Here is a 26,850-nt window from a genome sequence, read left to right as displayed (position 1 = left end):
AGGCCGGATGACTGCAATCGCCCAGGGCACCGTCCACGAAGTTCCAGCGGATCTTGAGGCCGCGCTGAGAGAACAGCCTGCGCAATTGGCCCTGTGGCAGGGCCTGACCCCGCTCGGCCGCAACGAGTTTATCTGTTGGGTGGAAGACGCAAAGCAACCCGCCACCCGCGCAAAACGCATCACCCGCACGCTTGCGGAGCTGGCCGAAGGCAACCGCCGCCCCTGCTGCTGGGCCGGCTGTATCCACCGGACCGACAAGGTGCCGGGCAAGTGGCAGCATGCAGTGCTGGTGGAGGGCAAACGGCGGCGCGACTAGCGCACCACCCTGCCCCCCTGCATCACGTGGTCGATCCGCTCCAGCGCGGTGATGTCGGCCAGCGGGTCTTCGTCAACCGCCACCATGTCGGCAAAGCGGCCCGGGGCAATCGCCCCCACATCCTGCGCCATCATCAGCTCGGCCACGCTGATCGTGGCGCTCTGGATGGCTTGCATCGGCGTCATGCCATAGCGGACCATGTAGGCGAACTGGCGGGCGTTATCGCCGTGCGGGAAGACGCCCGCATCGGTGCCATAGGCAATCCGCACCCCGGCCTGCACCGCGCGGGTGAAACCTTCGCGCTGGGCGTCGGTCGTCTCCTCGTTCTTGCGCAGCATGTCGGCGGGCCAGCCGTCGCGCGTGCCCACCTCCTCGATGAAATCGCCGTTGTAGATGTCCATCACCAGCCAGGTGCCGGCCTCGCGCGCCATGCGGATACCTTCGGCGTCGATCAGGCTGGCGTGCTCGATAGAGCGGACCCCGGCGCGGATCGCCTGGCGGATGCCCTCGGCCCCGTGGGCATGGGCCGTGGCATAGCTGCCATAGCCGCGCGCCACTTCCACCGCGGCGGCAATCTCTTCTTCGGACAGCTCGATCGCGCCTGGTTCGGTCCCTTCAGCCAGTACGGCGCCGGTGGCGATCAGCTTCAGGAAATCGACCCCGTGCTGGAACAGGTAGCGGCTCTTCTCGCGCACCTCGTCGGCATTGCGGACCACGCCCACGCGCATGTCCTCGGGCACTTCAACCCCGTGGGCAAAGCCGGTCACCTCCCCGCCCCCGCCGGGCACGGTGATGTAGGAACTGGCCACCCACATGCGCGGGCCGGGCACCCAGCCGCGATGGATGGCATCGCGCAGCGCCACGTCGCCAAAAGCGCGGAAGGTGCCCACGTCACGCACACTGGTGAACCCTGCCTCCAGCGTGACCCGCGCATGGTGCGCGCCGATCAGGGCGATTTCCTGTGGGGAATGCAGCAGCGGCTCGGCCACGTTGTTGCTCTGGCCCCAGTCCGCCAGGTGGGTATGGGCATCGATCAGGCCGGGCAACACGGTCATGCCGGACCAGTCGATCACCTGCGAACCGGGGCCGGGCGGGCTCCACGGCTCCACTGCCACGATCCGCTCGTCCTCGATGACAATGCGCTGGTCGGTCAGCACGCGGCCCGCCTGCACATCCACCAGCCGCCCGGCGTGAACATAGGCCGGGTCCGCCAGCGCGGGCGAGGTGCCCAGCGCCACTATCGCCGCCAGACCAATTGCCGCCGCCGCCAACCGTGCCATAAGCCCTCCTCGCTTGTTTCGCCGCCAATCTTGTCTTACAAGTGTAAAACAAGCAAGGATCATCCATGACCAAGACTTATGACGCCCTGATCATCGGCGGTGGCCACAACGGCCTCACCTGCGCCTTCTACCTCGCCCGCGCCGGCCTGTCAGTGCGCGTTCTGGAAGCGAGGGCCGTGGTCGGCGGCGCGGCGGTGACAGAGGAATTTGCCCCCGGCTTCCGCAATTCCACCGCCAGCTACACCGTCAGCCTGCTGCAACCCAAGGTGATCGCGGACATGCGGCTGGCCGATTACGGCTATCGCGTGATCGAGCGGCCGATCAGCAATTTCCTGCCGCAGGAAGACGGAGGCTACCTGAAGCTTGGTGGAGGTATGCTGAAAACGCAGGAGGAATTCCGCAAGTTTTCCGCCCGCGATGCCGAGGCGCTGCCCGCCTATTACGATGCGCTGGAGCGGATTGCCGACATCTTGCGCAGCCTCGCCCTCAAGGCTCCGCCCAACATGGGCGAAGGGCTGACCACGCTGATCGCCGCCGCCGCGCAGGGCCGCCCGCTGGCCAGCCTGCCGCTGGAAGCCAAGCGCGACCTGCTCGACATGTTCGCCAAGAGCGCGCGCGGGATGCTGGACCAGTGGTTCGAGAGCGAGGCTGTCAAGGCCGCCTTCGGCTTCGATGCCGTAGTCGGCAACTATGCCAGCCCGGACACCCCCGGCAGCGCCTATGTCCTGCTGCACCACGTGTTCGGCGAGGTGAACGGCAAGAAGGGTGCCTGGGGCCACGCCGTGGGCGGCATGGGCGCAATCACCGGGGCCATGCGCCAGGCCTGCGAGAAGCTGGGTGTGGAAATCAGCCTGGAAAGCCCGGTGGCCGAGGTGCTGGTCGATGGTGGCAAGGCCGTGGGCGTGAAGCTGGTCAGCGGCGAGGAACTGGTGGCGCCGATCGTGGCGGCCAACGTGGGGCCCAAGCTGCTCTATGACCGGCTGGTGCCGCAAAGCGCCCTGCCCGAGGATTTCCGCCGCCGGATGCGCGGCTTTAAGGCCGGCAGCGGCACCTTCCGCATGAACGTGGCGCTGAGCGAGCTGCCGCGCTTTACCTGCCTGCCCGAACCCGGTGAACACCACCAGAGCGGCATCATCATTGCCCCCACGCTGGATTACATGGACCGCGCCTTCCTGGACGCGAAGCGTTATGGCTGGTCGAAGCAGCCGATCGTGGAAATGCTGATCCCCTCCACCGTGGACGACACCCTGGCCCCGCCGGGCCAGCATGTGGCCAGCCTGTTCTGCCAGCAGTTCGCCCCCGAACTGCCCGACGGGCGAAGCTGGGATGACGAGCGCGAGGTAGCGGCCGATTGCATCATCGACACGGTGGAGGCCCACGCCCCCGGCTTCCGCGCCAGCGTGATCGCCCGCCAGGTCCACTCCCCGCTGGATCTTGAACGCAAGTTCGGGCTGATCGGCGGCGACATCATGCACGGCAACATGGGGCTGGACCAGCTCTGGGCCGCGCGCCCGGTGCTGGGCCACGGCAGCTATCGCGCGCCGGTGAAGGGCCTGTACATGTGCGGCGCGGGCACCCATCCGGGCGGCGGGGTAACCGGCGCGCCGGGACACAACGCCGCCGCCGCCATCCTGAAGGACCGCAGCGTGCTAGGGCGCCTGTTCGGCTAACCCACGCTGCGGCCGCTGTAGATCAGCCGGCCTTCACCCAGGAAGTCCATCACCCGCGCCAGATCGGCCTGGGCGAAGGCGAAGCAGCCCTGGCTGCGCCCCAGCTTGCCGGTCTGTGCCAGCACGTCGGCTTCCGCATACCAGGCCGCGTGCACCACGATGGCCCGGTCCAGCGCCAGGTTGTTTGTGGGGTCCAGTCCTTCCAGCCGTTGCGACAGCCCGTGCCGGCCGTGGTAGGGGTTCCGGGTGACAAAGGCCCCCGCACTGGTCGCGTTGGAGCCCGGCTGGTTGGAAAAGCGGTGCAACAGCCCGGTGTGGCCCGGGTCCGAGCCGGAGCCGTGGGTCACGTGCAGCGCCGTAACGCTGCCTGCCTCGCGGTCCACAAGGTGGAAGCGCGGCCGGGCCGATCCGGCGGTAAAATCGGCAATCGCCAGCCGGTCGGCCAGCAAGGTGCCGGCATGGCGCTCCAGTGCCGCCATCGCCTGATCCCACAAGGGCACGCCGGGCGGGCCTGCGGCCTGCGGGGCGACAGCTGCGGGCGGCAACGGGAGGCGGCTATCGGGGGCGGGCCGCAGCATGCTGGCAGAACCGGGCATGGACGATCCCCCCAGCACGGCCAGCAGCCCGGCAATCATGTCACGACGGTCGAACAGCATCGCCCCGGCATAAGGCACCCTTCGTCGCAAGGTCTTGGCCAGGCTGGCGCCATGACGCATAGGATGTTGCGCAGCGGGGCTATCCGGCGGGAGGATGCGTGATGAGCAGGAAGGCAATCAGCACCAGTGCCTATCGCGAGGCGGTGGAGGAGATACTGCGCCAGATCCGCCGCGCGTCCGGCCTGTCCGATGCCCGGCTGGCCGACCGGATCGGCTGTTCCGCGTCCACCGTGCGCAATGCCCGCAGCGGCCACACCAGCCTTGATCCGGCGCTGTTGCTGCGCATCGAGCAGGAATTCGGCCCCGGTGCGATCGATCCCTTCCTGGCGCTCGCCAACTCGCGCGCCGTGCCCTTGCCGCAGGGCGGCAAGCTGGGCGATCCGGCGCTGGCCATTGTCACGGCGCTGCACCGGATCATCGACGTGCAGGCGACCGGCAGCGATGGCGGCGAGCGCATTACGCGGCGCGAGTTGCAGGCGATCCTGGGTGACCTGCGCCGGGGGCGCGCCGCGCTGGACCAGTTGATCGCCCGCGCCGGGGACGCCTGATCGGCCGCTTTCAGTGCTGGCGCGACCGGCGCGCCCGCCGCTCCCTGTGCGCCGCATAGGAATCGAGCACCTGCTGCATCTGGGCCAGCGCCTTCTCGCGCTCGCGGTCGTTTTCCAGCCGGGCAAGGTTCTGCTTCAACGATGTGGCAAAAGCCGCGTAATCGTTCTGCCAGTCGCGCCCCAGCGCCGCATCCAGGTCCACGCGGCCCGTGGCGCTGCGCATGGCTGGTTCGCCCGGCGGCAGGATGTACTCCTCGCCGATCTCGGGAATGCGCACCTCCAGATCCGGATGGCGGCGTTGCAGCTCCCGGCGCATCGTTTCCTGCGCGTCGGCCTCGCCGTGATCGAGGAACAGGCTGCCCGCGATCGGCATCCGGTCGGCAATCCAGTCAAGCAGTTCGCCCTGGTCGGCATGGGCGGAATAGCTCTGGATCGCGCGGATCTGCGCCCGCACGCGCACGTCCTCGCCGCTGATCCGCACGCGTTCCGCCCCCTCCATGATGACCCGCCCCAGCGAGCCCTGCGCCTGGAAGCCCACGAACAGCACCGTGGAATCGCGCCGGTGCAGGTTGTGCAACAGGTGGTGGCGGATGCGTCCGCCCTCGCACATCCCCGAAGCCGCCATGATGATCGCGCCGGACATGGCATTGAGCGCCACCGATCCGGCCACATCGGTCACATAGTGAAACGACGGATGCGAGAAGACATTGCTGGCCGCGGTATCTTCCAGGTCCACGGCATAGCGGGCAAAGACCCCCGTGGTGCGGATCGCCAGCGGGGAATCGATAAACACCGGCACATCGGGGATCGCCCCGCTGGAAAGCAGGTGCCCCAGGTCCAGCAGCAGTTCCTGCGTCCGCTCCAGCGCAAAGACCGGGATCACCAGGTTGCCCCCGCGCAGCAGGGCCGCTTCCACTTCCGCTTGCAGCAGCAGGCGGCGTTCGGTGATGGTCACCTGCTCGCGCTGGCGGTCGCCATAGGTGCTCTCGCAGATGACGTGGTCATAGCCCGATCGCCCCTCCGGATCGCGCTGGAAGGCCTTGTTGTCCGGCCCCAGATCACCCGAACACAGCACGCTGACCCCGCCCGCCTCCAGCTCGACCGAGGCGGAGCCAAGGATGTGCCCGGCATTCCACAGGCGGGCACGGAAACCGGGAGCCGGTTCGAAGGTCCCGCCCAGATCGACGATGCGACACAGCTCGAAGGCGGTCCTGGCGTCTTCGGCAGTATAGAGCGGCTCGAACGGTTCCTCGCCTGCCCGGTCCCGGCGGCGGTTGTGCCGCTCGGCCTCGCCTTCCTGCAGGCGGCCGGCATCGGCCAGCATGTGTTCCAGCAGGTCGCGGGTGGGCGGCGTGCACCAGACCGGCCCGGAATAGCCCTGCGCCGCCAGCTTGGGCAGCAGGCCGCTGTGATCGATATGCGCGTGGGTCACGATCACCGCATCCACCTTGCGCGGATCGAAGGCGAACGGTTCCAGGTTCAGCCGTTCCAGCGTGCGCGATCCCTGGAACATCCCGCAATCGACCAGTACCCGGCGCGATCCGTGGGTGAATTCCATACACGATCCGGTCACGGTCTTCGCCGCGCCGTGGAACGACAGCCTTATGGGGTTACTGGTCATGACATGGTTCCTTCAATCCAGCGGGCCTGGCGGACGGCGTCTGCCAGGAGTGCCGCCAGCGGAATGGTCGCCACCGGGCCGGCGACCGAATCGGTGGCCCTGATCCGGGTGATCCCGGCGGCCGCCAGGCGGGCAAGGTCATCCTCGCTGGCCAGGCAATGCGTCGCCAGAACCTCGACCGAGCTGGCCCCTGCCGCCAGCAGCGCTTCGGCTGCGCGCGCCAGCGTGGTGCCGCTGGAGATGACATCATCCACCAGCACCACGCGGCACTCGCGCACGATGCCAGGCTGATCGAAGGTGACGGTGACGGCGCGGTCACCGTGGCGCTGCTTGGAGCCCATCACAAAGGGCAGCCCGAACGGGCGGGCAATCTTCTCGACCCACTGGCGCGATTCTGCATCCGGTCCGGCCAGCACCGTATCCGTGGGAAGGCCCAGGACTGCGGCCAGCACGCTGGCGACAGACACGCTGATGGCGTCGATCCCCGGCATCACCTCATCCAGCGCGGCAATGCGGTGCAGGTGCGGATCAACGGTCAACAAGCCGTCGAAATGCGCCGCCAGCAGGCTGCCCACCACCCGCTGGCTGACCGCCTGCCCCGGCGCAAAAGCCATGTCCTGCCGCATGTAGCCAAGATAGGGCGCCACCAGCATCACGCGCGTGGCCCCGCTATCCCGCAAGGCGGACGCAGCCAGCAGCAGTTCGACCAGCCTGGCATTGGGATCGTTTAGCGAGCAGTAAAGGAGCGCGCAGCCTCCCGCCTGGGCCGGGTTAACCTGCACCAGGCTCTCGCCATCGGGGAAGCGGTGCAGGCTGATGGGCGCGAAGGCGGCCCCCAGCGCCCGTGCCAGATCCGCCGCCGGGCCGACGCCATCTGCAAAGGCGTGAAGCGCCGCGCGCGTCATGCGATGGTATAGCCGCTCGCCTCGGCCGCCAGTTCGCAGGCAAAACCAAGCCCGGTCTGCGAGTTGGCGTGGATGCGAAACAGCGCCTCGCCCTGGCGGACCGGCGCGCCGACCTTGTGCAGCAGGTCGATCCCCGCCCCCTTGTCCAGCGGCGCCCCGGCAGACCGGGCAATGCGCGCAATCCGTTCGCAATCGATCGCCGCGATCCGCCCGGAAGCTGGGGCCACCACATCGTAATGGTGTTTGCCCGGCACCGGCTTGACCGGGTTGCGGCCCTGGGCGCTGATCAGCGCCTCCATCTTGGCCAGCGCCGCGCCAGAGGCGAGCAGTTCCGCCGCCCGCGCATAGCCGCTTCCGCCTTCGATCGCGGGATCGAAGTCCAGCACATGCCCCGCCAGCATCAGCGCATGGTCGCGCAGGTCGGCCGGAGCATCGGGTTCATTGCGCAGCACGGCCATCACGTCACGCGCCTCCAGCACCGGCCCCACCCCGCGCCCTACCGGTTGCGATCCGTCGGAGAACACGATAGTGGTCACCAGGCCCATGTGGCGGGCGACATATTCGAACAGCTTGCGAAGCCGCACCGCATCGTCCTGGCTGCGCACCTTGGCCGTGGGTCCAACCGGGATATCGATCACCAGGTGGGTGGACCCGGCAGCAACCTTCTTCGAGATGATCGAGGCGACCATCTGTTCGAAGGTATCGAGCCGCAGGGGCCGCTCGACCGAGATCAGCACGTCATCGGCAGGCGACAGGTTGACCCGCCCGCCCCAGGCCAGCACCGCGCTTTCCCGCGCCACCACGTCGGCCAGCTTGTCTTCGCCCAGGTCCACCTCTGCCAGCACTTCCATCACGTCCGCCGTGCCGCAGGGCGAGGTGATCGCGCGCGAGGAAGTCTTGGGGCAGATCAGGCCGTGCGCCGCCACGATCGGCACCACGATCATGGAAGTCCGATTGCCGGGAATCCCGCCGATGCAGTGCTTGTCCACCACCAGCGGCGAATCCCAGTGCAGGTGATTACCCACCTCCACCATGGCCTTCGTCAGGGCCAGGGTTTCCGGCGTGCTCATGAAGCCGGCACAGGCCACCAGGAAGGCCGCGATTTCCATTGGCGAATAGAGGTGCCCGGCAATGTCTGCCACAATGGCGGCAATCTCCGCCTCACCCAGCGTCTCGCCCTCGATCTTGCGGCGGACTAATTCAAGGCTTGCCGGCGGGCGGGCCTGGGCGATTGCCACTTCCGCCCCTTCCGGCAGGCCCAGCCGCCTGAAGGCCTGTTCGCCCAGGCCGATCTCGCCCGCGCCGATGATCGCTTCGTCATCGACCAGCGCCAGCGTGGCCAGGATCTCGCATCCCGTGCCGGTGACCCGGATCTTGCGCAGCGCCTGGAACTGCTCGGCCGAATAGCCATTTCCGCGCCGCAGCAGGAAAGCGGTGTTTTCGGGATGGGTGTCGATCGGCAATCGCCTGATGACTGGCAATGGCGTTCCCCCATGTTGCCGGGACGGACCGCGCCGGCCCAGCGAGATTACCCTGCCTGGCAGACAGTCCGCAACCGGTCATTCCAGCCGGCAGGATTCACGACCCGGGCTTGCGTGTTAGTCCAGTGATCTGTGTATTGCGACAACCGCCAGCGCAATGACCAACTTACCAAAGTGTCCATTTATCCGGTCTGCCCGGCCCAGCCTTCGCGTGCCAGCAGGGCATCGAGCTGGACCTGTGCCAGCTTCTCCGCTTCTTCCGACGTGAAAGGGCCACGCTGGTCCAGGCACAGTTCCAGCCACAGCCCGTCCACCAGGGCGGTGATGCCGATGGCGGCCAGACGCAGGTCATCGACACCTTGCCTGCCCCCGCAGCATTCGCGCAGCAGATCCTCCAGCCCGCGGCGGAACTCGCCGTAGGTTTCGCCGTGGACCTGGGCCACGGCCACGTTGGAAGTCATCATGCTCCAGAAGGCCAGCCAGGTGGCGAGCAGTTGCGGATCAAGTAGCGGCGGGCGCAGGCTGGCGGTGACATAGGCCTTTAACCGCGCGCGCGGATCGCTGCCCGCGGCGGCGACGGCGGCATCGGTGGCCTCGGTCACCTTGCGGGTGGTGTCGCGATAGGTTGCCAGGATCAGCTCGTCGATCCCGGCGAAGTAGTGCGTCAGCAGCCCGGCAGAGACTCCCGCCCGGCGACAGATCGAGCGCACCGAAACGCCCCGCGCCCCTTCCTCAGCCAGGCAGGCCGCACATGCCGCGATCAGGCTCTGCCGCCTGGTATCGGCATCCTCGCGCACGAAGTTCGCTCGTCCCATGCACGCCCTTCTGGCGGCGGGAGACCGCCGTGTCAGCCGAAATCCACCGGATAGGGCTTCAGCTCGCCGCTGGCATAGCGCTGTTCCAGCCCCGGCGTGCCGTTTTCCATCACCATCAGCATCGAGCGCTTGGGCGCAAAGCCCTGGTGGCGGATGTCGGCCGGCATGGCGCACACGTCGCCCGCCTTCATCACGATCCGCCCGCGCGGTGCGCCGCTGTTCTTGTCGGCGATGTTCCAGTGGATCTCGTCGGACAGCTGGATGAACCACTCGTTCCGGTCGTTGCCGTGGATCACCGGCAGCATGTGCTCCTCGGATGTGACGCAGCAGATGTTGGCCCGGGTGACGGCGCTGATCGACGGGTTCCACGTCACGTCGCTGCGGGCGATATGGTCGAACAGGTTGATCGCGTGCAACTGGCCTTCGAAGCCGGGTTCGCACTCCACGTCGGGCAGGTCGAAATCCAGGTCGGCGAAGGCGCGGTTGACCGGGAAGCCGCTGGCATCGGACCGCACCGGCTTGTCACCCGGCAGGCCCAGCATCCGGTCGGCCGCGATGAAGGCGCGCAGCAGCGGGTCGGTCCGCTCCGGACCCTTGGGGCCGATCGGCGTGCCGGTTTCCAGCGGGGCGTTGAGCGGGTCATACCCCTGGCTGATCCAGTCCTGGCTGATCGCGGTGAAGGCCTCGCTCACCGCTTCGGCTGTGAAGGTCTCCAGATGGTCGATCCCGGCGTCCTTGCAGCCCTTGTCATAGCTGCCGGCGAAGACGTCCACCGTGCCATAGTGGTTGGTGGTGCCGAACACGTCATCGAAGAAGATCCAGCCGTAGAAGAACCCCCAGCCGATATCGCGCACGGTGGCGCGCAGGAAGCGGTCGATCTCGATGATGTGGTTGCCCTTGGGCCATGAGATATGGGCGAAATACTCGTCCCGCCGGAAGGTGAAGCTGCCCAGGCGGAAAGCGGTGTAGCCGGTGGCCTCGTCGGTTTCCAGACGCTCCACTTTTGCATCAAGCACGGTCATGTCTCAGGCCTCCTTCAGCACGCAGATGTCGTTCCACTTCTTCACCGTCTCCGGCCCGTCCACCGTCTGGATAATGGCGACCGAGGGCCTGGCGCTGGAAAGCTGGTAGGCCGCCCCCTTGGGCAGCAGCACCTGGTGGCCCTTGCGCGCCGTGACGCGGCCCATGCGCGGGCCGTTGGGCTCCGCCCCCAGGCGGATCGCACCGCCCTCGTGGCCAGGCACCTGGTCATCCTGCAACTGCACGAAGCGGAAGGTGACTTCCCCATCCATCACGATGGCGAATTCGTCATGCGGGGCGGCATACCAGGGGCTGTCTCCCTCGGCGCGGACAACCTCGGCCACGTATTCCAGGTTCTGCACCACGGCCACGCGTTCATAGGGGGCGGACTTGCCGGCCACCTCGAACACGTTGGAAAAGGCGTATTTGCGAAGGTCGTCATCCAGCTCGATCACGCCCTTTTCATAGGACGCCAGCGAACCGGTGCGGGTCTTGTAGGCCATGCGTATCTCTCTCCCGGCGGGCCGCTTCGGCGGCCTCGTGACAGGCAAGCTAACACTGCGTCGTCACATTCCGCAATGGCTTTGGCTGGGCCCTTGACCGCATGACGGGCGGCGCGCAGGAAAGCCCAACCAAGAGGAGAGATACCCCGTGCAGACCGATACCCGCTTCTACATCGACGGCCAGTTTACCGACCGCCCCAATGCCCCGCTGCTGCCGGTGGTGAACCCGGCGACCGAAGAGGTATTCGGCCAGGTGGCGGCGGGCAGCGCGGATGATGTGGACCTTGCCGTGGCGGCGGCGAAGCGGGCCTTTGCCAGCTTCAGCAAGACCTCACCCGAGGAGCGGATGGCCCTGCTGGAGCGGGTGCGTGAAGGGCTGGAAGCCCGCACCGAGGAATTCGCCCAGGCGATCGTGACCGAGATGGGCGCGCAGATCGGCTTTGCCCGCGCGGGCCAGGTCTATTTCGGCGTGGAGCATGTGCGCGTGGCGATCGAGGTGCTCAAGACCTTCCGGTTCCAGCACCTGCTGGAGCCGAACCCCGGCGCACCGATCACCATCCGGCGCGAGCCGATTGGCGTGGTCGCCGCGATCACGCCGTGGAACTGGCCGCTGTACCAGATTACCGCGAAGGTCGCACCGGCCATCGCGGCGGGCTGCACCGTGGTGCTGAAGCCCAGCGAGCTGTCCCCCTTCTCCGCCATGCTGTTTGCCGAAGTGATGCACGAAGCCGGTTGCCCGGCGGGCGTGTTCAACCTGGTCAATGGCACGGGTGACGTTGTGGGCAATGCGATGAGCGGCCACCCGGACGTGGACATGGTGTCCTTCACCGGCTCCACCCGCGCGGGCGTGCTGGTGGCGCAAGGTGCGGCGGGCACGATCAAGCGCGTGGTGCAGGAGCTGGGGGGCAAGAGCCCCAACGTGTTCCTGCCCGATGCCGACTTTGCCGGCTCCATCCCCAAGGCGGTGATGGGCGCCATGCGCAACTGCGGCCAGTCGTGCGCCGCGCCAACCCGCATCCTGGTGCCCGCGGACCGGCTGGCAGAAGTTGAGCAACTGGCCGCCGATGCCGCCAACGCCATCGTGGTGGGCGATCCGCTGGATGAAGCATCGGTGCTGGGGCCGCTGGCCAACGGCCCGCAGTTCACCAAGGTGCAGGGCCTGATCGAGGCCGGGATTGCCGAGGGCGCGAAGTTGATCTGCGGCGGCCCGGGCCGGCCCGAGGGCCTCACCAGGGGCTATTATGCGAAGCCCACCATCTTCTCCGCCGTGACCACGGACATGCGGGTGGCGCAGGAAGAAATCTTCGGCCCGGTGGTGGTAATCATGCCCTATACCGACCTCGACGATGCCGAGCGGATCGCCAATGCCACGGTCTATGGCCTCAGCAGCCACGTGCAGTCCGCCAGCATCGACAATGCCCGCGCCTTCGCCCACCGCATCCGCGCTGGGCAGGTGCACATCAACTTCCCGGCCTGGTCCGGCTATGCCCCATTCGGCGGCTATCGCCAGAGCGGCAACGGGCGTGAATACGGGGTTTATGGGGTGGAGGAATACCTCGAGACCAAGGCGATGCTGGGGTATTGAGTTCCTGTTTCGTCATTGCAAGCGCAGCGAAGCAATCCAGGATCGCGTAAACTGCCCTGGATTGCTTCGGCCTTTGGCCTCGCAATGACGAAATGAGAGGTTACCGCTCCAGCCGGTAGCCCAGCCGGTAAAGCGGGTCTGCGCTGTCTGCGGCCGTGCCGGGGCTCTGCGCTTCCACCGCCGCCATGCTGCTGGGCAGTTCGAACGGCAGGCGCCCCTTGGGCTCCTCGGTGCCGGTCAGCACCTGCAACAGTGCGGCATCGCCGGTGCCGAAGGTGGCCAGCAGCACGTTGGCCCGCGCCTTTACGGGCGTCAGGATCGCCGGCCGGTCAAGCTGCACGGCGGCGTAAAGCGGCAGGCCGGCAGGCAGGCCATCGATGAACTGGCGCGCCGGGTGATCGGCGGGAAAAGCCAGGCTGCCTTCCTGGTGCATGGCTCCGAAGGGATAGCCCGGGTGGAGCATCTCGGACGGTGACCGGGTCCGCAGGATCGCCGCCTGTGCCTCGGCCGGATCGCTCACCGGCACCAGCCCTGCGGCGCGCGCCGCTTCCTCGCTGACGCCGGACAGCAGGATACGGGTGCCGGGGGCCAGGTTCAGGGGGCGATCCGCCTCCAGCAGCACGCTGGATTGGGCCTGCACGCGCAGGCCCCATGCCACTTCCTCCGGCGTGCCCACCGTATCGGCCAGCGCCTCGTCCACGAAGGGGGCATCGAACAGGCCCAGTTCGAACGAACGGACCAGGATGCGGGTGACTGCCGCATCCACCTGCGCCTCGCTCACCAGGCCCTGCTCCACCGCTGCAACCAGCGGTGCGGGGTCGTCCACCCCGCCGAACTGGTCCATGCCCACCGCGATCGCCTTGGCGAAACGTTGCGGCCGGGTCAGCTCCTCCACGCCCCAGGCGGTGGAGATCGAGGACCAGTCTGGCATCTGCCCCGCCGGCACGCCATCGCGGCACACCTGGCTGCAATCGTTGGTGATCGCCCAGTCCGACAGGGTGACGCCGGTAAAGCCCAGCCGTTCGCGCAGCTCGTCCACCATCACGTGGCGGCTGTAGCCAGCGCCCACCTGCTCCACCGCCGCGCCGTTGATGGTGAGTTCCTGGATGATCGGATAGGCAGGCATCACGCTGCTGGGACGGGCGCGGAAGGCCCCCTCGAACGGGCGCACCTGCGCGGGCCATTCGGCAGCTGTCACGCGGGCATGGCGGCCATAGTAATTGTGCGCGTCAAACCCGTTGCTAGATGCGCCATAGCCGGCAAAGTGCTTGACCACGGCGGCCACCCCGCCCGGAGCGATCCCGTCCGCCCCGCCCTGCAGGCCGGTAACGAAGGCTTCGGCCAGGCTGGCGGACACTTCCGCATCTTCACCCAGGGTATCGAAATTGCGCGGCCAGCGCGGCTCGCTCGCCAGGTCGATTTGCGGGCCGAGCAGCATGGCAAAGCCGGTGGCGCGCAAGTCTTCCGCTACCAGTTCGGCATAGCGGCGGGTAACCACGGGATCGGCCAGTGCTGCAAGCCCCACCCCGTTGGGCCACTGGCTGAACTGCCCGCCGGTGGTGCTGGCACCGACCAGTTCGGTAAAGCCGTGGCGCGGATCGGTGGTGACCAGGAAGGGGATACCCAGCCGACCCTCCTCGGCAATTTCCTGCAGGTGGTTGTTGGCCGCCAGCAGGGGCCGCGCGGGTACCGACAGGCGCGAGACGGCAGAGGTGACGTGGTTGTCGCGGATCATCGTCCGCACCCCGTCTTCGCCATAGCCGGTCGCCGGTTGCCACGGCGGGGTGTTGCCGGGCAGGTTGCCGACCACCATCTGCCCCGCCTTTTCGGCCAGGGTCATGCGGGCCAGCAGGTCCGCCGCGCGCGCTTCGGGCGAAAGGCGCCAGTCCTCATAGGGCGTCAGCGCGCCATTGCGGTCAAGGTCGCGGAATTGCAGGCCGTCAGCGTTGACCAGCGGCACCGCGCGGCTGGCCAGCGGCAGTTGCGCGACGGGAGCCGAAGGCACCGTGGCGCAAGCGGCCAGGGTGGCCAGGGAGGACAGCAGGGCGATGCGAAGCGGGGTTCTAATCATCCCCCCGCTGTGCCTTCGTCGAGCCGCCCGGGTCAACCCTTGGGTTTGGCCTTCCACGGTGCCTTCTTGTGGAACGGCTTGCCGCCATCGCCCCGCGGGCCATCACCACGCGGGCCATCGCCATGGGGCTTGCCCTTGAAGCCCGGCTTGCCCTTGAACGGCGGCTTGGCACCGTGCGGCTTGACGAAGCCGCCGGGGCGCTGCTGCTGGTCGTTGCCGCGATATTCCTTGCGGTTCTGGCGGGCCTCGGCGCGGGGCGGGCCATCGACGCGGGTGATCTCCACCCCGTCGTCATCCTCGCCCGCCGTGCGGTTCACCGCATCGAGGAAGCCCGGCGCGGCATGGGCGGCGATCTCGAACAGCGTTTCGTTCCCGGCCAGGCGGATCGCGCCGATATCGGTGCGGCTGACATGGCCCTTGCGGCACAGCAGCGGCAGGATCCAGCGCGGATCGGCGTTCTGCCGGCGGCCCAGGTTCAGGCGGAACCACTGGCTGCCCTCAAACCCGGCGCGCGGCCCCTTGGGCGGGGGCGCATCGGTGGCCAGCAGTTCTTCCGGCTCGGGCAGGCGGCTGCGGTGGGCGCGCACCAGCGCGATGGCGATATCCTCGGCGCTCTTCTCGGCCAGCAGGCGGGCCGCCAGTTCGCGGTCGGCCTCGTCGGCTTCCACCGGGGCCAGCAGGTCTGCCAGCATCCGCGTGTTGTCGGCCGCGCGGATATCGGCGGCGCTGGGGGCCTTGACCCACTCGGCATTCACCTTGGCATCGCGCAGCAGGTATTCCACCCGCTTGCGGCGCGGATAGGGCACCAGCAGGATCGCCGTGCCCTTCTTGCCCGCCCGGCCCGTGCGGCCCGAACGGTGTTGGAGCACTTCGGGATCGCGCGGCACTTCCACGTGGACCACCAGCGACAGGCTGGGCAGGTCGATCCCGCGTGCGGCCACGTCGGTCGCCACGCACACGCGGGCGCGCCGGTCACGCAGGGCCTGAAGGGCGTGGTTGCGCTCGTTCTGGCTGTGCTCGCCAGACAGGGCCACGGCGGCAAAGCCGCGCTCGGTCAGGCTGGCGTGGAGGTGGCGCACGTTGTCACGGGTCGCGCAAAACAGCATGGCCGTTTCCGCCTCGTGAAAGCGCAGCAGGTTGATCACCGCATGCTCGATATCGGCCGGGGCCACGGCGATCGCCTGGTATTCGATATCGCCATGCCCGCGCCCGCTCTCAACCGTGGAGATGCGCAGGGCATCGCGCTGGTAGCGCCGGGCCAGGGCAACGATCGAGTGCGGCAGCGTGGCCGAGAACAGCAGCGTGCGGCGGTCCTGCGGCGTGGCGTCGAGCAGTTCCTCCAGGTCCTCGCGGAAGCCCATGTCGAGCATCTCGTCCGCCTCATCCAGCACCGCCACGGCAATGTCCGACAGCACCAGTGCGCCGCGCTCCAGATGGTCGCGCAGGCGGCCGGGGGTGCCGACCACGATCTGCGGGCCGTGCGACAGCGCACGCCGTTCCTTGCTGGCGTCCATCCCGCCCACGCAGGTGGCCACCTTCAGGCCGGTGGCGGCAAACAGCCAGGCCAGTTCGAGGCTGACCTGCAAGGCCAGTTCGCGCGTAGGGGCGATTACCAGCGCCAGCGGGGCCATCGCGGGGCGGGCGATGCCATTGGCATCCAGCACCTGCGGCGCCAGCGCCAGGCCGAAGGCCACCGTCTTGCCACTGCCGGTCTGCGCCGAAACGATCAGGTCGCGCCCCTCTGCCTCGGGGGTGAGGACTTCGGCCTGCACGGGAGTGGGGGCAGCATAGCCGCGGGTGGCCAGCGCTTCGGCCAGCATGGGGAACGGGGTGGGGAACGACATGGAAAACGCCTGAACAGGAGGGGGCGCGAAGGGCAGCGGCAAAGCGGCGGCAGGCGCGCGGATTGGCGGCCCCTTACGCCTTTCGCACTTGCAGCACAAGGGTTCTGCTCGGGTGAGCCGCTATCCCATCGTGGGCATGGTGAATTCCGCCCCCGCCCTGATCCCGGTGGGCCAGCGGCTGGTGACGGTCTTGAGGCGGGTATAGAACCGCACCCCTTCCATGCCATGCATGTGATGGTCACCAAACAGGCTGGCCTTCCAGCCGCCGAAGCTGTGGAAGGCCATCGGCACCGGGATCGGCACGTTGATCCCCACCATACCGGCCTGCACCCGGGCGGCGAATTCGCGCGCGGCATCGCCGTCGCGGGTGAACAGCGATGTGCCGTTGCCGAATTCGTGGTCGTTCACCAGTTGCAGCGCGCTGTCGAAATCGGCGCTGCGAACCACCGACAGGACCGGGCCGAAAATCTCCTCGCGGTAGATTGCCATCTCCGGCGTGACCCGGTCGAACAGGGTGCCGCCGATGAAATAGCCGCCTTCGTAACCTTGCAGTTCCAGCCCGCGCCCGTCCACCACCAGTTCGGCCCCTTGGGCCACGCCCTGGTCGATATAGCCGCGCACCTTGTCACGATGGGCGGCGGTGACCAGCGGGCCCATCTCGGCCTCGGGGTCGGTGCCCGGCCCCACCTTCAGCGCCCGCACGCGCGGGGCCAGCCGGGCGATCAGGGCATCGGCCGTCGCCTCGCCCACCGGCACGGCTACGGAGATGGCCATGCAGCGTTCTCCGGCAGAGCCATAGGCCGCGCCCATCAGCGCATCGGCCGCCTGGTCCAGGTCGGCATCGGGCATGATGACCATGTGGTTCTTGGCCCCGCCCAGCGCCTGGCAGCGCTTGCCGTTCCTGGCTGCTGTTTCGTAGATGTAGCGGGCAATCGGGGTGGATCCGACGAAGCTGACCGCCTGCACGTGCGGATCGGTGAGCAGCGCATCCACTGCTTCCTTGTCCCCCTGCACCACGCTGAACACGCCGGCGGGCAAGCCGGCCTCGGCCAGCCATGCGGCCAGCAGCAGGCTGGCGGATGGATCGCGCTCGCTGGGCTTGAGGACGAAGCAGTTGCCGCAGGCCAGCGCCACCGGGAACATCCACAGCGGCACCATGGCGGGGAAATTGAACGGGGTGATCCCGGCCACCACGCCCAGCGGCTGGCGCAGGTCATGGCTGTCCACCCCGCGGCCAACCTGGGGGCTCATCTCGCCCTTGAGGAGATGCGGGATGCCGGTGGCGAATTCTATCACCTCCAGCCCGCGCTGCACCTCGCCCTTCGCGTCGGACAGGACCTTGCCGTGTTCTGCCGTGATCACGGCGGCCAACTGGTCCGCCCGCTCCTCCACCAGCCGCAGGAAGCGGTTCAGGATGCGCGCCCGCGCCAGCGGCGGGGTGGCCGCCCAGGCGGGAAAGGCGGCGGCGGCGGCGCGCACGGCCCCTGCCACCTCGGCGGCGGAGGCCAGCGCCACCGTGCCGCTCTGTTCCCCGGTGGCCGGGTTGAACACCGGGGTGAAACGGCCGATGCCCGCCGCAGCCGCGCCGTCGATCCAGTGCCCGATCATCTCACAGCGCCCGCAGCACGGGCAGCGCTTCGTCCAGGGACTTGCCGATGATGTCCACCATGTCGTCGATCTGCTGGTGGCTGATGATCAGCGGCGGGCACATCACGATGGTATCGCGGATGCCGCGCACCATCAGGCCGTTCTTGATGCACAGGTCGCGCACCACGGGGCCGGCATTGCCTTCCGCCCCCAGCCAGCGCTGGTTGGTGCCCTTCTTGCTCACGATTTCGACCGCCCCCAGCAGGCCGATGGATCGCACCTCGCCCACCAGTTCGTGCGCCAGCAGGCGGGTGAGCGCGCGGGCCAGGTACGGCCCGGTATCCTCGCGGGTCCGCTCCACCAGCCCTTCGCGCTCGATGATGCCGATGTTGGCCAGGGCCACGGCGGCGGCCACCGGATGGCCGGAATAGGTAAAGCCGTGAACGAAATCGCCGCCGGTCTTCAGCACCTCCACAATGTCACTGGAAACGGCGGTGGCGCTGATCGGCAGGTAGCCGCTGGACAGGCCCTTGGCCATTGGCACCAGGTCCGGCGTGAAGCCATAGGTCTGGTGGCCGAACCACTGGCCCGTGCGGCCGAACCCGCAGATCACCTCGTCCGCTACCAGCAGGATGCCGTACTTGCGGCAGATCGCCTCCACTTCCTGCCAGTATCCCGGCGGCGGGATGATGACCCCGCCTGCACCCTGCACCGGCTCGCCGATGAAGGCGGCGACGTTTTCCGGCCCCACGGCCAGGATCCGTTCCTCGATGGCGGCGGCGCAATCCTTGCCGAACTGCACCGGATCCTGCCCGAAGCCCTCGCCGAACCAGTAGGGCTGGCGCACGTGCTCCACACCGGGCACGGGCAGGTCACCCTGCGCATGCATCGCCTTCATACCGCCCAGCGATACGCCCGCCACGGTGCTGCCGTGATAGGCGTTCCAGCGGCTGATGAAGACGGTCCGCTTCGGCTCGCCCTTCAGCTTCCAGTAGTGGCGCACCATGCGGAAAACGGTGTCGTTCGCTTCCGATCCGCTGGCGTTGAAGAACACGTGCTGCAGCTTGCCGCCGGTGTGCTGGGCGATCTTCTGCGCCAGCAGCACGGTGGGCGGTGTCACCGTCTTGAAGAAGGTGTTGTAGAACGGCAGTTCGCGCATCTGCTCGGCGGCCACTTCCACCAGCTCGTCGCGGCCATAGCCCACGTTGACGCACCACAGGCCGGCCATGCCATCAAGGATGCGGTTGCCGTCGCCATCGTGGATGTAGCAGCCTTCGGCATGGGTGACGATGCGGCTGCCGCCCATGTCCTCGATCAGCTTGTAGTCCTGCTGCGCGGGCAGGTGGTGCGCCACGTCCAGGCGCTTGAGTTCGGCGATCTCGTAGTTGCGGGGCATGGTTGGGTCTTTCGGGCAAGAGTATCGGGGCAGGCGGCGGAAAGTCCCCAATGGTCAGGGGGAGAATCCGATCCGCGCGAGGAAGCGGTTGTTGCGGGTTATCGGCATCACCCTTCCCCCCGCAAGGTGCGGCCCAGCAGGCGGAAGAAGGCCTGGCTGTCCTCGTTGTCCTCGGTGCCCCATTCGGGGTGCCACTGGACGGCGATCACCGGGGCCTTGCCGATATGGGTGGAATAGGCTTCCACCAGGCCATCGGGAGCGGTGGCTTCCACGGCCAGCCCATCGGCCAGCCGCCCCACGCCCTGGAAATGGACCGAATTGACGGTGATGCGGTCCTTGCCGAAGGCCTGCGCCAGCACCCCGCCGGGGATCAGTTCCACGGGGTGCAGGTGATCGAACATGGCGTTGAATTCAACGTCATCGGGCGCGTGGTGGCGCAGCAGGTCATCGCTGGCCGAAGTATCGCGCCGCAGGGTGCCGCCCAGCGCCACGTTGATTTCCTGGAACCCCCGGCAGATGCCGAACACCGGCTTGCCCGCACGGGTCATGGCATCGACCAGCCCCATGGCGATGTCGTCGCGGCCCGGATCGAAGGGGCCTTCACCCGCCTCCTCGCCATACCGCTCGGGCGCGACATTGCTGGGGCTGCCCGTCAGCAGCACGCCATCCAGCAGCGGGGCCACTTCGGCAACGCCCATCAGGTCCGGCAGGCTGGGCACGATCAGCGCGGCCACATCGGCATAGCGCATGGTGGGGCGGATATAGCGCTCGATCACCGTCTGCGCAGGCTCAATCCCCACCCGCCGCTGGCAGGCGATAATGCCAAGGACAGGGCGGCGCTTGTCACTCATCTCAATGCTTTATCATCACGTGGCGGGTAACCATGTAATGCTCCAGGCTGTAGATCGACAGGTCCGAGCCATAGCCGGAACTCTTCACCCCGCCATGCGGCATCTCGGTGGCGTTCACCGAATGGGTGTTGATCCACGTCACGCCATACTGGAGCTGCGCGGCGAAGCGGGTGGCGCGGCCCACGTCGCGCGTCCACACGCTGGAGGCCAGGCCATAGTCGGAATCGTTGGCCCAGTTCAGCGCCTGCTCGTCTTCCTCGAACCGGGTGACCGAAACCACCGGGCCGAACACTTCCTTCTGCACGATCTCGTCATGATGCTGCGCCCCGGCGATGAGGGTGGGCTGGTAGAAATAGCCCGGGCCCTCGCCCGCCTGCCCGCCGGTGACCAGCTCCGCCTTTGTATCGGCAATGGCGCGGGCCACGAAGCCATCCACCCGGTCACGCTGGCGCTGGGTGATCAGGGGGCCAAGCTGGGTGCCGGGCGCGGCAGGATCGCCCATCGGGATGGCGGAAACCGCGCTGGCCAGGTCGGCCACCAGCCGGTCGTGCACCTTAGCATGGGCATAGACGCGGCAGGCGGCGGTGCAATCCTGCCCGGCGTTGTAGTATCCGCCTTCCGCAATCGCCTCCACCGCGGCGGCAATGTCGGCATCCTCCAGCACGATCACCGGGGCCTTGCCGCCCAGTTCGAAGTGCGTGCGCTTGATGGTGGGGGCCACGGCTTCCAGGATCTTGCGGCCCGTGGCCACGTCGCCGGTCAGGCTGACCATGCGAACGCGCGGGTGGGCGACAAGCTGCGCGCCCACGCTGGCACCGGGGCCGGTGACCACGTTGACCACGCCGGGCGGCAGGAACTCGGCACAGACCTCGGCCAGCTTCAGCGCGGTCAGCGGGGTATGCTCGCTGGGCTTAAGCACCACGGTGTTGCCCGCCGCGATCACCGGGGCGATCTTCCAGCTGGCCATCATCAGCGGATAGTTCCACGGGGCGATGCCCACGCACACGCCCAGTGGATCGCGCCGCAGCATGGAGGTGTGGCCCTTGCGGTATTCGCCCGCCGGAATGCCCGGCGCGGTGCGCGCGGCCCCGGCATAGAAGCGGAACACGTCCACCGTGTTGCCCACGTCAACGGCCTTGGCCGTGCCCAGCGGCTTGCCGCAATTGACCATCTCGAGCTGGGCGAAATCGTCGGCCAGTTGCTCGATCCGGTCGGCGATCTTCAGCATCAGGCGGCTGCGCTCGGCGGGCGTCATCGCCGCCCACACGGCAAAGGCCTCTTCTGCCGCAGCCACCGCCGCGTTCACCTGCGCGCGGCTGGCCGCATTGAGCGAGGCAAGCTGGGCCCCGGTGGCGGGGTTGAACACCGGCTCCGGCGCGTCATCGCCATTGCTGAACTGGCCGGCGATGAACTGGCTGTGCGTGGAAAACATGGCGAAATCCGCTCCGGCTGGTGATGGCGGAAAGCTAGGCTTTGCGGGGACTTGGGGGAAACAGGAAATGGAAAGCGGGAGCTATCGGTTTGGGCGATGCCCCGGTTTTGTCAGGAAAGCAGCACCACCGGACTATCCGCCCGCCAGTGCATGGACACCTTGTCGTCCCAGGTGAAATCCTCCTGGTCGCGGCGTGACATGTTGGGGCGGCTGACGCGCAGCATGGCCCCGCTTTCCAACCTGATCTCGAACAGGGTGATATCGCCCAGGTAGCTCATGCCCTTGATCGTGCCGCGCGCGAAGTTGTGGCCCTCCGGCGCATCTTCCGCCGCGCCGCGGATGGCCTTGCCTTCCCCCGGCACGTGGAGCTGGATCTTCTCCGGCCGGATCGCCACCCACACATCGGCCCCGTGCGGGCCGGTGACGCCGTGGTTCAGGTAGACCTTGCCCAGCCCCGGGCAATCGACCGCCGCCCGGTCCGGCTCGTCCAGCGTCAGCTTGCCTTCGAAGAGGTTCACCGAGCCCACGAAATCGGCCACGAAGCGGTTGGCGGGAAACTCGTAGAGATCCGACGGGCTGGCCAGTTGTGCCACCTCGCCCTTGTTCATCACGGCGATGCGGCCGGCCATGGACAGCGCCTCGTCCTGGTCATGGGTCACGGTGATGAAGGTGATGCCCACCTGGTCCTGCAAATCCGCCAGCTCGAACTGCATTTGCGCCCGCAGCTTGGCATCCAGCGCGCTCAGCGGCTCGTCCAGCAGCAGCACCTTGGGCCGCATGACCAGCGAACGGGCCAGCGCCACGCGCTGCCGCTGGCCGCCCGATAGCTGGTTGGGCTTGCGCGCCCCGAAGCCGTCCAGCTTCACCAGTTCCAGCGCCTCGCGCACCCGGCTCTCGCGCTCGGCGCCGCCCACGCCGGCGATCTTCAGGCCATAGCCCACGTTGTCTGCCACGCTCATGTGCGGGAACACGGCATAGGACTGGAACACCATGTTCACCGGCCGCTTGTTGGGCGGCACGCGGGCCATGTCCTGCCCGTCGATCAGGATCTGCCCTTCGGTCGGCAGTTCGAAGCCCGCGATCATCCGCAGCAAGGTGGTCTTGCCGCAGCCTGACGGCCCCAGCAGCACGAAGAATTCACCCGGCATGATGTTGAGCGACACGTTGTCCACCGCCGTCACCTGGCCGAAGCGCTTGCAGACGTTGCGGATCTCGATGATCGGGTTTTCGGCCATGTGCGATCAGTGCCCTTGCGCGGAAATGCCGGAGCGGCTCTGCAGTTTCAAAGCCACGGTGGTGAGGATGACGGTGATGGCGATGACCATGGCCGATGCCGCGTTCACCTCCGGCGTGACCGAGAAGCGGACCATCGAATAGATCTTCACCGGGAAGGTGATGGTGTTGGGACCGCTGGTGAAGAAGGTGATCACGAAATCGTCGAGGCTGAGGGTGAAGGCCAGCAGCGCCCCGGCCACGATGCCGGGCATCATGTGCGGGATCAGCACATCGCGCAGGGCCTGCCATTCGCTGGCGCCAAGGTCCTTCGCCGCCTCCTCCTCCTCGCGGTTGAAGCTGGTCAGGCGGCTGCGCACCACCATGGTCACGAAGGGGAAGCAGAAGGTGATGTGGGCAATGGTGATCGCCCCCAGGTTGAACGGCCAGACCAGGTCGGTCGGGAAACCGATCCTGGCGAAGAACACCAGCATGGCCACGCCCATGCAGATTTCCGGCACTACGATGGGCAGCGCCATCACCCCTTCGGCGCCCGCCTTGAACGGAAAGCGGAAGCGCCACAGCCACAGCGCCGCCAGCGATCCCAGCACCACGCTGACCGCCGTTGCCAGGGCGGCGATGGTCAGCGAATTGAGCAACGCCTCCATCAGCGATGTGTTGTTCAGCGCCTTGTCGTAATAATCCAGCGTGAAGCCGCGCCACACGATGTTGCGGCGGCTGTCATTGAAGCTGAACGCGATAAGGGTGATCAGCGGCAGGTAGAGGAACAGCAGCACCAGCCCCACCCAGCCGCGCATCCACCAGCGGCGGGTGTATTCCAGCGGGGCGACGGGGGTGCGCCCCCTCCCGAAGCGAGCGAACAGCGCGATCACTGCCGCGCCTCCGCCTGGCGGTTCTTCATCGCCTGGAAGGCAATGGCGATGAAGGTGGCATACATCAGGATGAAGGACAGGGCCGCGCCGAAGGGCCAGTCATTCGCACGCTTGAACTGGCGTTCGATCACGTTGGCGATCATCTGGCTGTCCGGCCCGCCCAGCAGGTCGGGCGTCAGGTAGGCGCCCAGCGCGGGCACGAAAGTGATGATCACCCCGGAAACGATCCCCGGCGCGGCCAGCGGGGCCACGATCAGCAGCAGGGTGCGCAGGTGGCCTGCACCAAGGTCAAGGCTGGCTTCGATCAGGCTCTTGTCCAGCTTGTCGAGCGCGGCATAGAGCGGCAGCACCATGAAGGGCAGGTGGACGTAGACCAGCCCGAAGATCACCGCGAAGTTGTTGTACAGCAGCTCCATCGGCTCATAGGCGCCCGGCTGCGGCAGGCCAACCAGAGGGGCCAGCGCGCCCAGGCTGTCATGCAGCCAGCCGATCGCCTGGTTGGCATAGCCTTCGCGCCGCAGCACGGCGATCAGGGCATAGGTGCGGATCAACAGGTTGGTCCAGAACGGCAGCATGATCGCCAGCAGCATCCACGGCTTCCACCGGTCCGGCGCAAAGACGATGGCCAGCGCCACGGGAAAGCCCACCACGATGCAGATGACCGTGGTGGCCGCCGCCACCAGCACGCTCTTCCACAGGATTCCCAGGTACAGCGGGTCGAGCGCGCGGGCATAGTTTGAGAACGTGCCCGAAATCTCGATCTCGGTCAGGCTGGTGTTGGTGCCGAAGCTGTACAGCCAGACCACACCCAGGGGCACGACGAAGAACACCAACAGCCAAGCCGCCGGGGGGAAGCCCACCCCGGCGAACAGCGCCTTGGCATTGCGCCAGCTCTCCATCTGTGCCCCCGTAGCCTTTTGGTCAGGCCGCGCGGATGCGGGTAAAGGCTTCCTCGTACAGCGGCTGGAGTTCCGCGTTGTAGCTGGCGTATTCGCACTTCGCCAGCAGGTCGGCCGGCGGGAAGATCACCGGGTTGTTCTTGTAATCATCCGGCATCAGCGCCTTGGCCGCGGCGTTGGGGGTGGGATAGAGGATCGTTTCGGTGATCTTCTTGCCCACTTCGGCATCCAGCAGGTTGTTGATGAACATGTGCGCGTTCAGCGGGTGCGGGGCGCCCACGGGGATGCACAGGTTATCGGAATTGAGCTGGCTGCCCTCGCCCGGAATGACGAAGTCGATGTCATCGTCCTCGGTCATGATCTGGGCGATGTCGCCATTGTATTCCAGCACCAGATCCACTTCGCCCGACAGCAGCAGGTCCTGCCCGTTGTCCTCGTGGAAGGTGCGGATATTGGGCTTCTGGCGGATCATCATCGCTTCCACCTCGGCAATGATCTCCGGCGTGATTTCGTTGACCGAATGGCCCAGGTACTTGGCCCCCAGCCGGATCACGTCACCCGCTTCCGACAGCAGCGCGATCTTGCCGGCATATTCGGGACTGTCGAACAGCACCTTCCAGCTATCGGGCCGGGCGCTGACGGCGGACTTGCGATAGCCGATGCCCAGCGCCAGCCAGGTATAGGGCATCGAATACTTACGGCCCGGATCATAGGCCACGTCGATGAAGGTGGGATCGACATTGGCCATGTTGGGGATCTTCGACTGGTCCAGTTCCTGGATCAGATTGGCCTGGATCATGCGTTCCACGAAATCGTTGCTGGGCACGATCACGTCATACCCGGCATTGCCCGCGCGCAGCTTGGCGAACAGCTCGTCATTGGTGGCGAACAGGCTCATGTTCACCGTGATGCCGCTGCTTTCCGCGAAGTCATCCAGCGTGGTCTCACCGATGTAGGTGTCCCAGTTGTAGAAGTTGAGCGTGGCTTCCTCGCCCGTGCTGGCGGTGCCCCCGCTGCCGCCGCTGCAGGCAGCAAGGCCGCCGAAGCTGATGCCCACGGCGGCAACACCCAGACCCTGGAGGAGCGAGCGGCGACCGATCGACTGGCGGAGCGCGGCAAGAGTGGTTTGGGTGGTGACGGCGTTCATGGCAACAGACCCCCGATGAAGGCCGGTCCGGAGCGGCCGGACAGGCAGCGTTGTGACCCCGTGATGCTACCGCAGCCACAAAATGCTGCAAGCGCACAATTGTTGGCCGGGAGAATGAACGCTTTGCGCCTCCAAGCCAGTCGATTATGCGAAGCGAGAGCTATCGGAATTCCAGATATGACGCCCAACATCACCCTGCGGCAGATCCGCTATTTCATCGCCGTGGCCGAGGCGCGCAGCGTATCGGGCGGGTCGAGCGCGGTGGGCATCAGCCAGAGCGCGGTGACCGATGCCATCCGCACGCTGGAGCTGGAGACCAACTGCACCCTGTTCCAGCGCCATGCCAAGGGCGTGACGCTGACCCGCGAGGGCGCCCAGTTCCTGCGCAATGCCCGCCAGATCGTGGATGCCGTGGCCAACCTGTCCAGCGGCGTCGCCCCGGGGGAAGACCAGACCGAAGGGCGCATCCGCATCGGTGCCACGCCGCTGGTCACCGGCTATTTCTTTGCCGACCTGCTCAGCCATTTCCGCCGTGCCTATCCCCGTATCGAGGTAAGCCTGGTGGAGGACAAGCGCAGCTATATCGAACACATGCTGGTGGGCGGCGAGCTGGACCTGGCGCTGATGATCGTGGGCAACCTGGAGCAGCGCAGCGCCATCGACTACGAGGTGCTGCTGCGCAGTGAATGCCGCGCCTGGCTGGCCCCCAGCCACCCGCTGGCAAACGTGGACGGCCTGTCGCTGGCGCAACTGGAAAACGATCCGGTGGTGATGCTCAGCCTCGACGAGCTCGACGGCCTGATCGAGGGCATCTGGGCCATGTTCGACCACCCGCCGCGCGTGGCCTTCCGCACCAGTTCGGTGGAAGGTGTGCGCAGCTTGGTGGGCACCGGCGCGGGGATCACCCTGATGCCCGACCTGGTCTATCGCCCCTGGTCGCTGGAGGGCGACCGCCTGCTTTCCAAACGCACCCGCGAGAGCCTGCCCACGGTGGACATCGGCATCGGCTGGCGACGGCTGACGCGGCATTCCGAAGCGGTGGCGCTGTTCCTGGAGACGGCACAGAACCACCGGCGGTGATGCCGGGGCAGCGAATTGCCATCACGAAGTGGCTAAGT

The 26,850-nt window shown here is 67.3% G+C and carries 23 protein-coding genes; 5 read left to right on the top strand and 18 right to left on the bottom strand.

Annotation, left to right across the window (positions count from 1 at the left end; translation table 11 throughout):
* The first annotated feature begins 7 nt into the window (after positions 1–7).
* Positions 8–316: a YdeI/OmpD-associated family protein gene (locus tag GRI99_RS05575; protein ID WP_160771056.1), complete on the top strand. Its 309-nt coding sequence runs from the start codon at positions 8–10 to the stop codon at positions 314–316.
* Here GRI99_RS05575 and GRI99_RS05570 read toward each other — a convergent pair.
* Complete coding sequence (locus GRI99_RS05570) at positions 313–1,596, bottom strand: Xaa-Pro dipeptidase (RefSeq protein ID WP_160771055.1); 1,284 nt, start codon at positions 1,594–1,596, stop codon at positions 313–315. The genes GRI99_RS05575 and GRI99_RS05570 overlap by 4 nt on opposite strands.
* 65 nt (positions 1,597–1,661) lie before the next feature.
* On the opposite strand from GRI99_RS05570, the gene GRI99_RS05565 reads away from it, so the two are divergent.
* Positions 1,662–3,266, top strand: coding sequence for a phytoene desaturase family protein (locus tag GRI99_RS05565; RefSeq protein WP_160771054.1), 1,605 nt, complete (start codon positions 1,662–1,664; stop codon positions 3,264–3,266).
* On the opposite strand, the gene GRI99_RS05560 is transcribed toward GRI99_RS05565, so the two are convergent.
* Positions 3,263–3,982 (bottom strand): murein L,D-transpeptidase catalytic domain family protein, encoded by a 720-nt coding sequence (locus GRI99_RS05560; protein ID WP_237438162.1) that lies wholly within the window; start codon positions 3,980–3,982, stop codon positions 3,263–3,265. The genes GRI99_RS05565 and GRI99_RS05560 overlap by 4 nt on opposite strands.
* 41 nt (positions 3,983–4,023) lie before the next feature.
* Between GRI99_RS05560 and GRI99_RS05555 the strand changes: the two genes are divergently transcribed.
* Positions 4,024–4,470 carry a helix-turn-helix domain-containing protein gene (locus tag GRI99_RS05555; protein ID WP_160771053.1) on the top strand — a complete coding sequence of 149 codons (447 nt, stop codon included), beginning with the start codon at positions 4,024–4,026 and terminating at the stop codon, positions 4,468–4,470.
* Positions 4,471–4,480: 10 nt separating this feature from the next.
* On the opposite strand, the gene GRI99_RS05550 is transcribed toward GRI99_RS05555, so the two are convergent.
* The 6 genes from GRI99_RS05550 to GRI99_RS05525 form a co-directional block, all read right to left on the bottom strand.
* Positions 4,481–6,091 carry an MBL fold metallo-hydrolase gene (locus GRI99_RS05550; RefSeq protein WP_160771052.1) on the bottom strand — a complete coding sequence of 537 codons (1,611 nt, stop codon included), beginning with the start codon at positions 6,089–6,091 and terminating at the stop codon, positions 4,481–4,483.
* Entirely contained in the window at positions 6,088–6,996 is a 909-nt protein-coding gene (locus GRI99_RS05545) for a ribose-phosphate diphosphokinase (protein WP_160771051.1), read from the bottom strand. The genes GRI99_RS05550 and GRI99_RS05545 overlap by 4 nt, the downstream gene beginning before the upstream one ends.
* Complete coding sequence (locus GRI99_RS05540; protein ID WP_237438161.1) at positions 6,993–8,459, bottom strand: thymidine phosphorylase family protein; 1,467 nt, start codon at positions 8,457–8,459, stop codon at positions 6,993–6,995. The genes GRI99_RS05545 and GRI99_RS05540 overlap by 4 nt, the downstream gene beginning before the upstream one ends.
* Positions 8,460–8,659: 200 nt before the next feature.
* Complete coding sequence (locus tag GRI99_RS05535; protein WP_160771049.1) at positions 8,660–9,292, bottom strand: TetR family transcriptional regulator C-terminal domain-containing protein; 633 nt, start codon at positions 9,290–9,292, stop codon at positions 8,660–8,662.
* A 32-nt stretch (positions 9,293–9,324) separates the two neighbouring features.
* Positions 9,325–10,314 carry a hydroxyquinol 1,2-dioxygenase gene (locus tag GRI99_RS05530; protein ID WP_160771048.1) on the bottom strand — a complete coding sequence of 330 codons (990 nt, stop codon included), beginning with the start codon at positions 10,312–10,314 and terminating at the stop codon, positions 9,325–9,327.
* A gap of 3 nt (positions 10,315–10,317) precedes the next feature.
* Positions 10,318–10,815, bottom strand: a complete 498-nt coding sequence (locus GRI99_RS05525; protein ID WP_160771047.1) for a cupin domain-containing protein — start codon at positions 10,813–10,815, stop codon at positions 10,318–10,320.
* A 148-nt stretch (positions 10,816–10,963) separates the two neighbouring features.
* On the opposite strand from GRI99_RS05525, the gene GRI99_RS05520 reads away from it, so the two are divergent.
* On the top strand, positions 10,964–12,400 hold the full coding sequence (locus tag GRI99_RS05520; RefSeq protein WP_160771046.1) for an aldehyde dehydrogenase family protein: 1,437 nt from the start codon (positions 10,964–10,966) through the stop codon (positions 12,398–12,400).
* A gap of 100 nt (positions 12,401–12,500) precedes the next feature.
* Here GRI99_RS05520 and GRI99_RS05515 read toward each other — a convergent pair whose 3' ends face one another.
* The 10 genes from GRI99_RS05515 to GRI99_RS05470 all read right to left on the bottom strand — a co-directional run bounded on the left by GRI99_RS05515 (position 12,501) and on the right by GRI99_RS05470 (position 25,732).
* On the bottom strand, positions 12,501–14,471 hold the full coding sequence (locus GRI99_RS05515) for a glycoside hydrolase family 3 protein (protein WP_160771045.1): 1,971 nt from the start codon (positions 14,469–14,471) through the stop codon (positions 12,501–12,503).
* A 32-nt stretch (positions 14,472–14,503) separates the two neighbouring features.
* On the bottom strand, positions 14,504–16,315 hold the full coding sequence (locus GRI99_RS05510) for a DEAD/DEAH box helicase (RefSeq protein WP_160771044.1): 1,812 nt from the start codon (positions 16,313–16,315) through the stop codon (positions 14,504–14,506).
* Between the two features lie 120 nt (positions 16,316–16,435).
* Entirely contained in the window at positions 16,436–17,923 is a 1,488-nt protein-coding gene (locus tag GRI99_RS05505) for a CoA-acylating methylmalonate-semialdehyde dehydrogenase (RefSeq protein WP_160771043.1), read from the bottom strand.
* Position 17,924: 1 nt separating this feature from the next.
* A complete protein-coding gene (locus GRI99_RS05500; protein WP_160771042.1) occupies positions 17,925–19,298 on the bottom strand; it encodes an aspartate aminotransferase family protein in 1,374 nt (457 codons plus the stop codon).
* A 107-nt stretch (positions 19,299–19,405) separates the two neighbouring features.
* On the bottom strand, positions 19,406–20,149 hold the full coding sequence (locus GRI99_RS05495; protein WP_160771041.1) for a gamma-glutamyl-gamma-aminobutyrate hydrolase family protein: 744 nt from the start codon (positions 20,147–20,149) through the stop codon (positions 19,406–19,408).
* 1 nt (position 20,150) lies between these two features.
* Complete coding sequence (locus tag GRI99_RS05490) at positions 20,151–21,581, bottom strand: gamma-aminobutyraldehyde dehydrogenase (protein WP_160771040.1); 1,431 nt, start codon at positions 21,579–21,581, stop codon at positions 20,151–20,153.
* Positions 21,582–21,691: 110 nt separating this feature from the next.
* Complete coding sequence (locus tag GRI99_RS05485) at positions 21,692–22,816, bottom strand: ABC transporter ATP-binding protein (RefSeq protein WP_160771039.1); 1,125 nt, start codon at positions 22,814–22,816, stop codon at positions 21,692–21,694.
* Between the two features lie 6 nt (positions 22,817–22,822).
* The gene (locus GRI99_RS05480; protein ID WP_337192875.1) at positions 22,823–23,686 is read right to left on the bottom strand and encodes an ABC transporter permease; all 864 of its coding nucleotides are present in this window, start codon (positions 23,684–23,686) and stop codon (positions 22,823–22,825) included.
* Entirely contained in the window at positions 23,683–24,585 is a 903-nt protein-coding gene (locus GRI99_RS05475; protein ID WP_160771038.1) for an ABC transporter permease, read from the bottom strand. The genes GRI99_RS05480 and GRI99_RS05475 overlap by 4 nt, the downstream gene beginning before the upstream one ends.
* Positions 24,586–24,607: 22 nt before the next feature.
* Positions 24,608–25,732, bottom strand: a complete 1,125-nt coding sequence (locus GRI99_RS05470) for an ABC transporter substrate-binding protein (RefSeq protein WP_160771037.1) — start codon at positions 25,730–25,732, stop codon at positions 24,608–24,610.
* A gap of 177 nt (positions 25,733–25,909) precedes the next feature.
* On the opposite strand from GRI99_RS05470, the gene GRI99_RS05465 reads away from it, so the two are divergent.
* On the top strand, positions 25,910–26,812 hold the full coding sequence (locus GRI99_RS05465; RefSeq protein ID WP_160771036.1) for a LysR family transcriptional regulator: 903 nt from the start codon (positions 25,910–25,912) through the stop codon (positions 26,810–26,812).
* The last annotated feature ends 38 nt before the right edge of the window (positions 26,813–26,850 follow it).

Origin of the sequence: Alteraurantiacibacter buctensis, assembly GCF_009827655.1 — a bacterium.
Taxonomy (GTDB): domain Bacteria; phylum Pseudomonadota; class Alphaproteobacteria; order Sphingomonadales; family Sphingomonadaceae; genus Alteraurantiacibacter; species Alteraurantiacibacter buctensis.
Note: the sequence above shows the minus strand (reverse complement) of the source record. Positions and strands in the feature narration are given on the sequence as shown.

Bases quoted from the DNA above. Each gene is read 5' to 3' on its own strand.
- GRI99_RS05575 (WP_160771056.1), top strand. From the start codon at position 8: ATGACTGCAATCGCCCAGGGCACCGTCCACGAAGTTCCAGCGGATCTT.
- GRI99_RS05570 (WP_160771055.1), bottom strand. From the start codon at position 1,596: ATGGCACGGTTGGCGGCGGCGGCAATTGGTCTGGCGGCGATAGTGGCG.
- GRI99_RS05565 (WP_160771054.1), top strand. From the start codon at position 1,662: ATGACCAAGACTTATGACGCCCTGATCATCGGCGGTGGCCACAACGGC.
- GRI99_RS05560 (WP_237438162.1), bottom strand. From the start codon at position 3,982: ATGCGTCATGGCGCCAGCCTGGCCAAGACCTTGCGACGAAGGGTGCCT.
- GRI99_RS05555 (WP_160771053.1), top strand. From the start codon at position 4,024: ATGAGCAGGAAGGCAATCAGCACCAGTGCCTATCGCGAGGCGGTGGAG.
- GRI99_RS05550 (WP_160771052.1), bottom strand. From the start codon at position 6,091: ATGACCAGTAACCCCATAAGGCTGTCGTTCCACGGCGCGGCGAAGACC.
- GRI99_RS05545 (WP_160771051.1), bottom strand. From the start codon at position 6,996: ATGACGCGCGCGGCGCTTCACGCCTTTGCAGATGGCGTCGGCCCGGCG.
- GRI99_RS05535 (WP_160771049.1), bottom strand. From the start codon at position 9,292: ATGGGACGAGCGAACTTCGTGCGCGAGGATGCCGATACCAGGCGGCAG.
- GRI99_RS05530 (WP_160771048.1), bottom strand. From the start codon at position 10,314: ATGACCGTGCTTGATGCAAAAGTGGAGCGTCTGGAAACCGACGAGGCC.
- GRI99_RS05525 (WP_160771047.1), bottom strand. From the start codon at position 10,815: ATGGCCTACAAGACCCGCACCGGTTCGCTGGCGTCCTATGAAAAGGGC.
- GRI99_RS05515 (WP_160771045.1), bottom strand. From the start codon at position 14,471: ATGATTAGAACCCCGCTTCGCATCGCCCTGCTGTCCTCCCTGGCCACC.
- GRI99_RS05510 (WP_160771044.1), bottom strand. From the start codon at position 16,315: ATGTCGTTCCCCACCCCGTTCCCCATGCTGGCCGAAGCGCTGGCCACC.
- GRI99_RS05505 (WP_160771043.1), bottom strand. From the start codon at position 17,923: ATGATCGGGCACTGGATCGACGGCGCGGCTGCGGCGGGCATCGGCCGT.
- GRI99_RS05500 (WP_160771042.1), bottom strand. From the start codon at position 19,298: ATGCCCCGCAACTACGAGATCGCCGAACTCAAGCGCCTGGACGTGGCG.
- GRI99_RS05495 (WP_160771041.1), bottom strand. From the start codon at position 20,149: ATGAGTGACAAGCGCCGCCCTGTCCTTGGCATTATCGCCTGCCAGCGG.
- GRI99_RS05490 (WP_160771040.1), bottom strand. From the start codon at position 21,581: ATGTTTTCCACGCACAGCCAGTTCATCGCCGGCCAGTTCAGCAATGGC.
- GRI99_RS05485 (WP_160771039.1), bottom strand. From the start codon at position 22,816: ATGGCCGAAAACCCGATCATCGAGATCCGCAACGTCTGCAAGCGCTTC.
- GRI99_RS05475 (WP_160771038.1), bottom strand. From the start codon at position 24,585: ATGGAGAGCTGGCGCAATGCCAAGGCGCTGTTCGCCGGGGTGGGCTTC.
- GRI99_RS05470 (WP_160771037.1), bottom strand. From the start codon at position 25,732: ATGAACGCCGTCACCACCCAAACCACTCTTGCCGCGCTCCGCCAGTCG.
- GRI99_RS05465 (WP_160771036.1), top strand. From the start codon at position 25,910: ATGACGCCCAACATCACCCTGCGGCAGATCCGCTATTTCATCGCCGTG.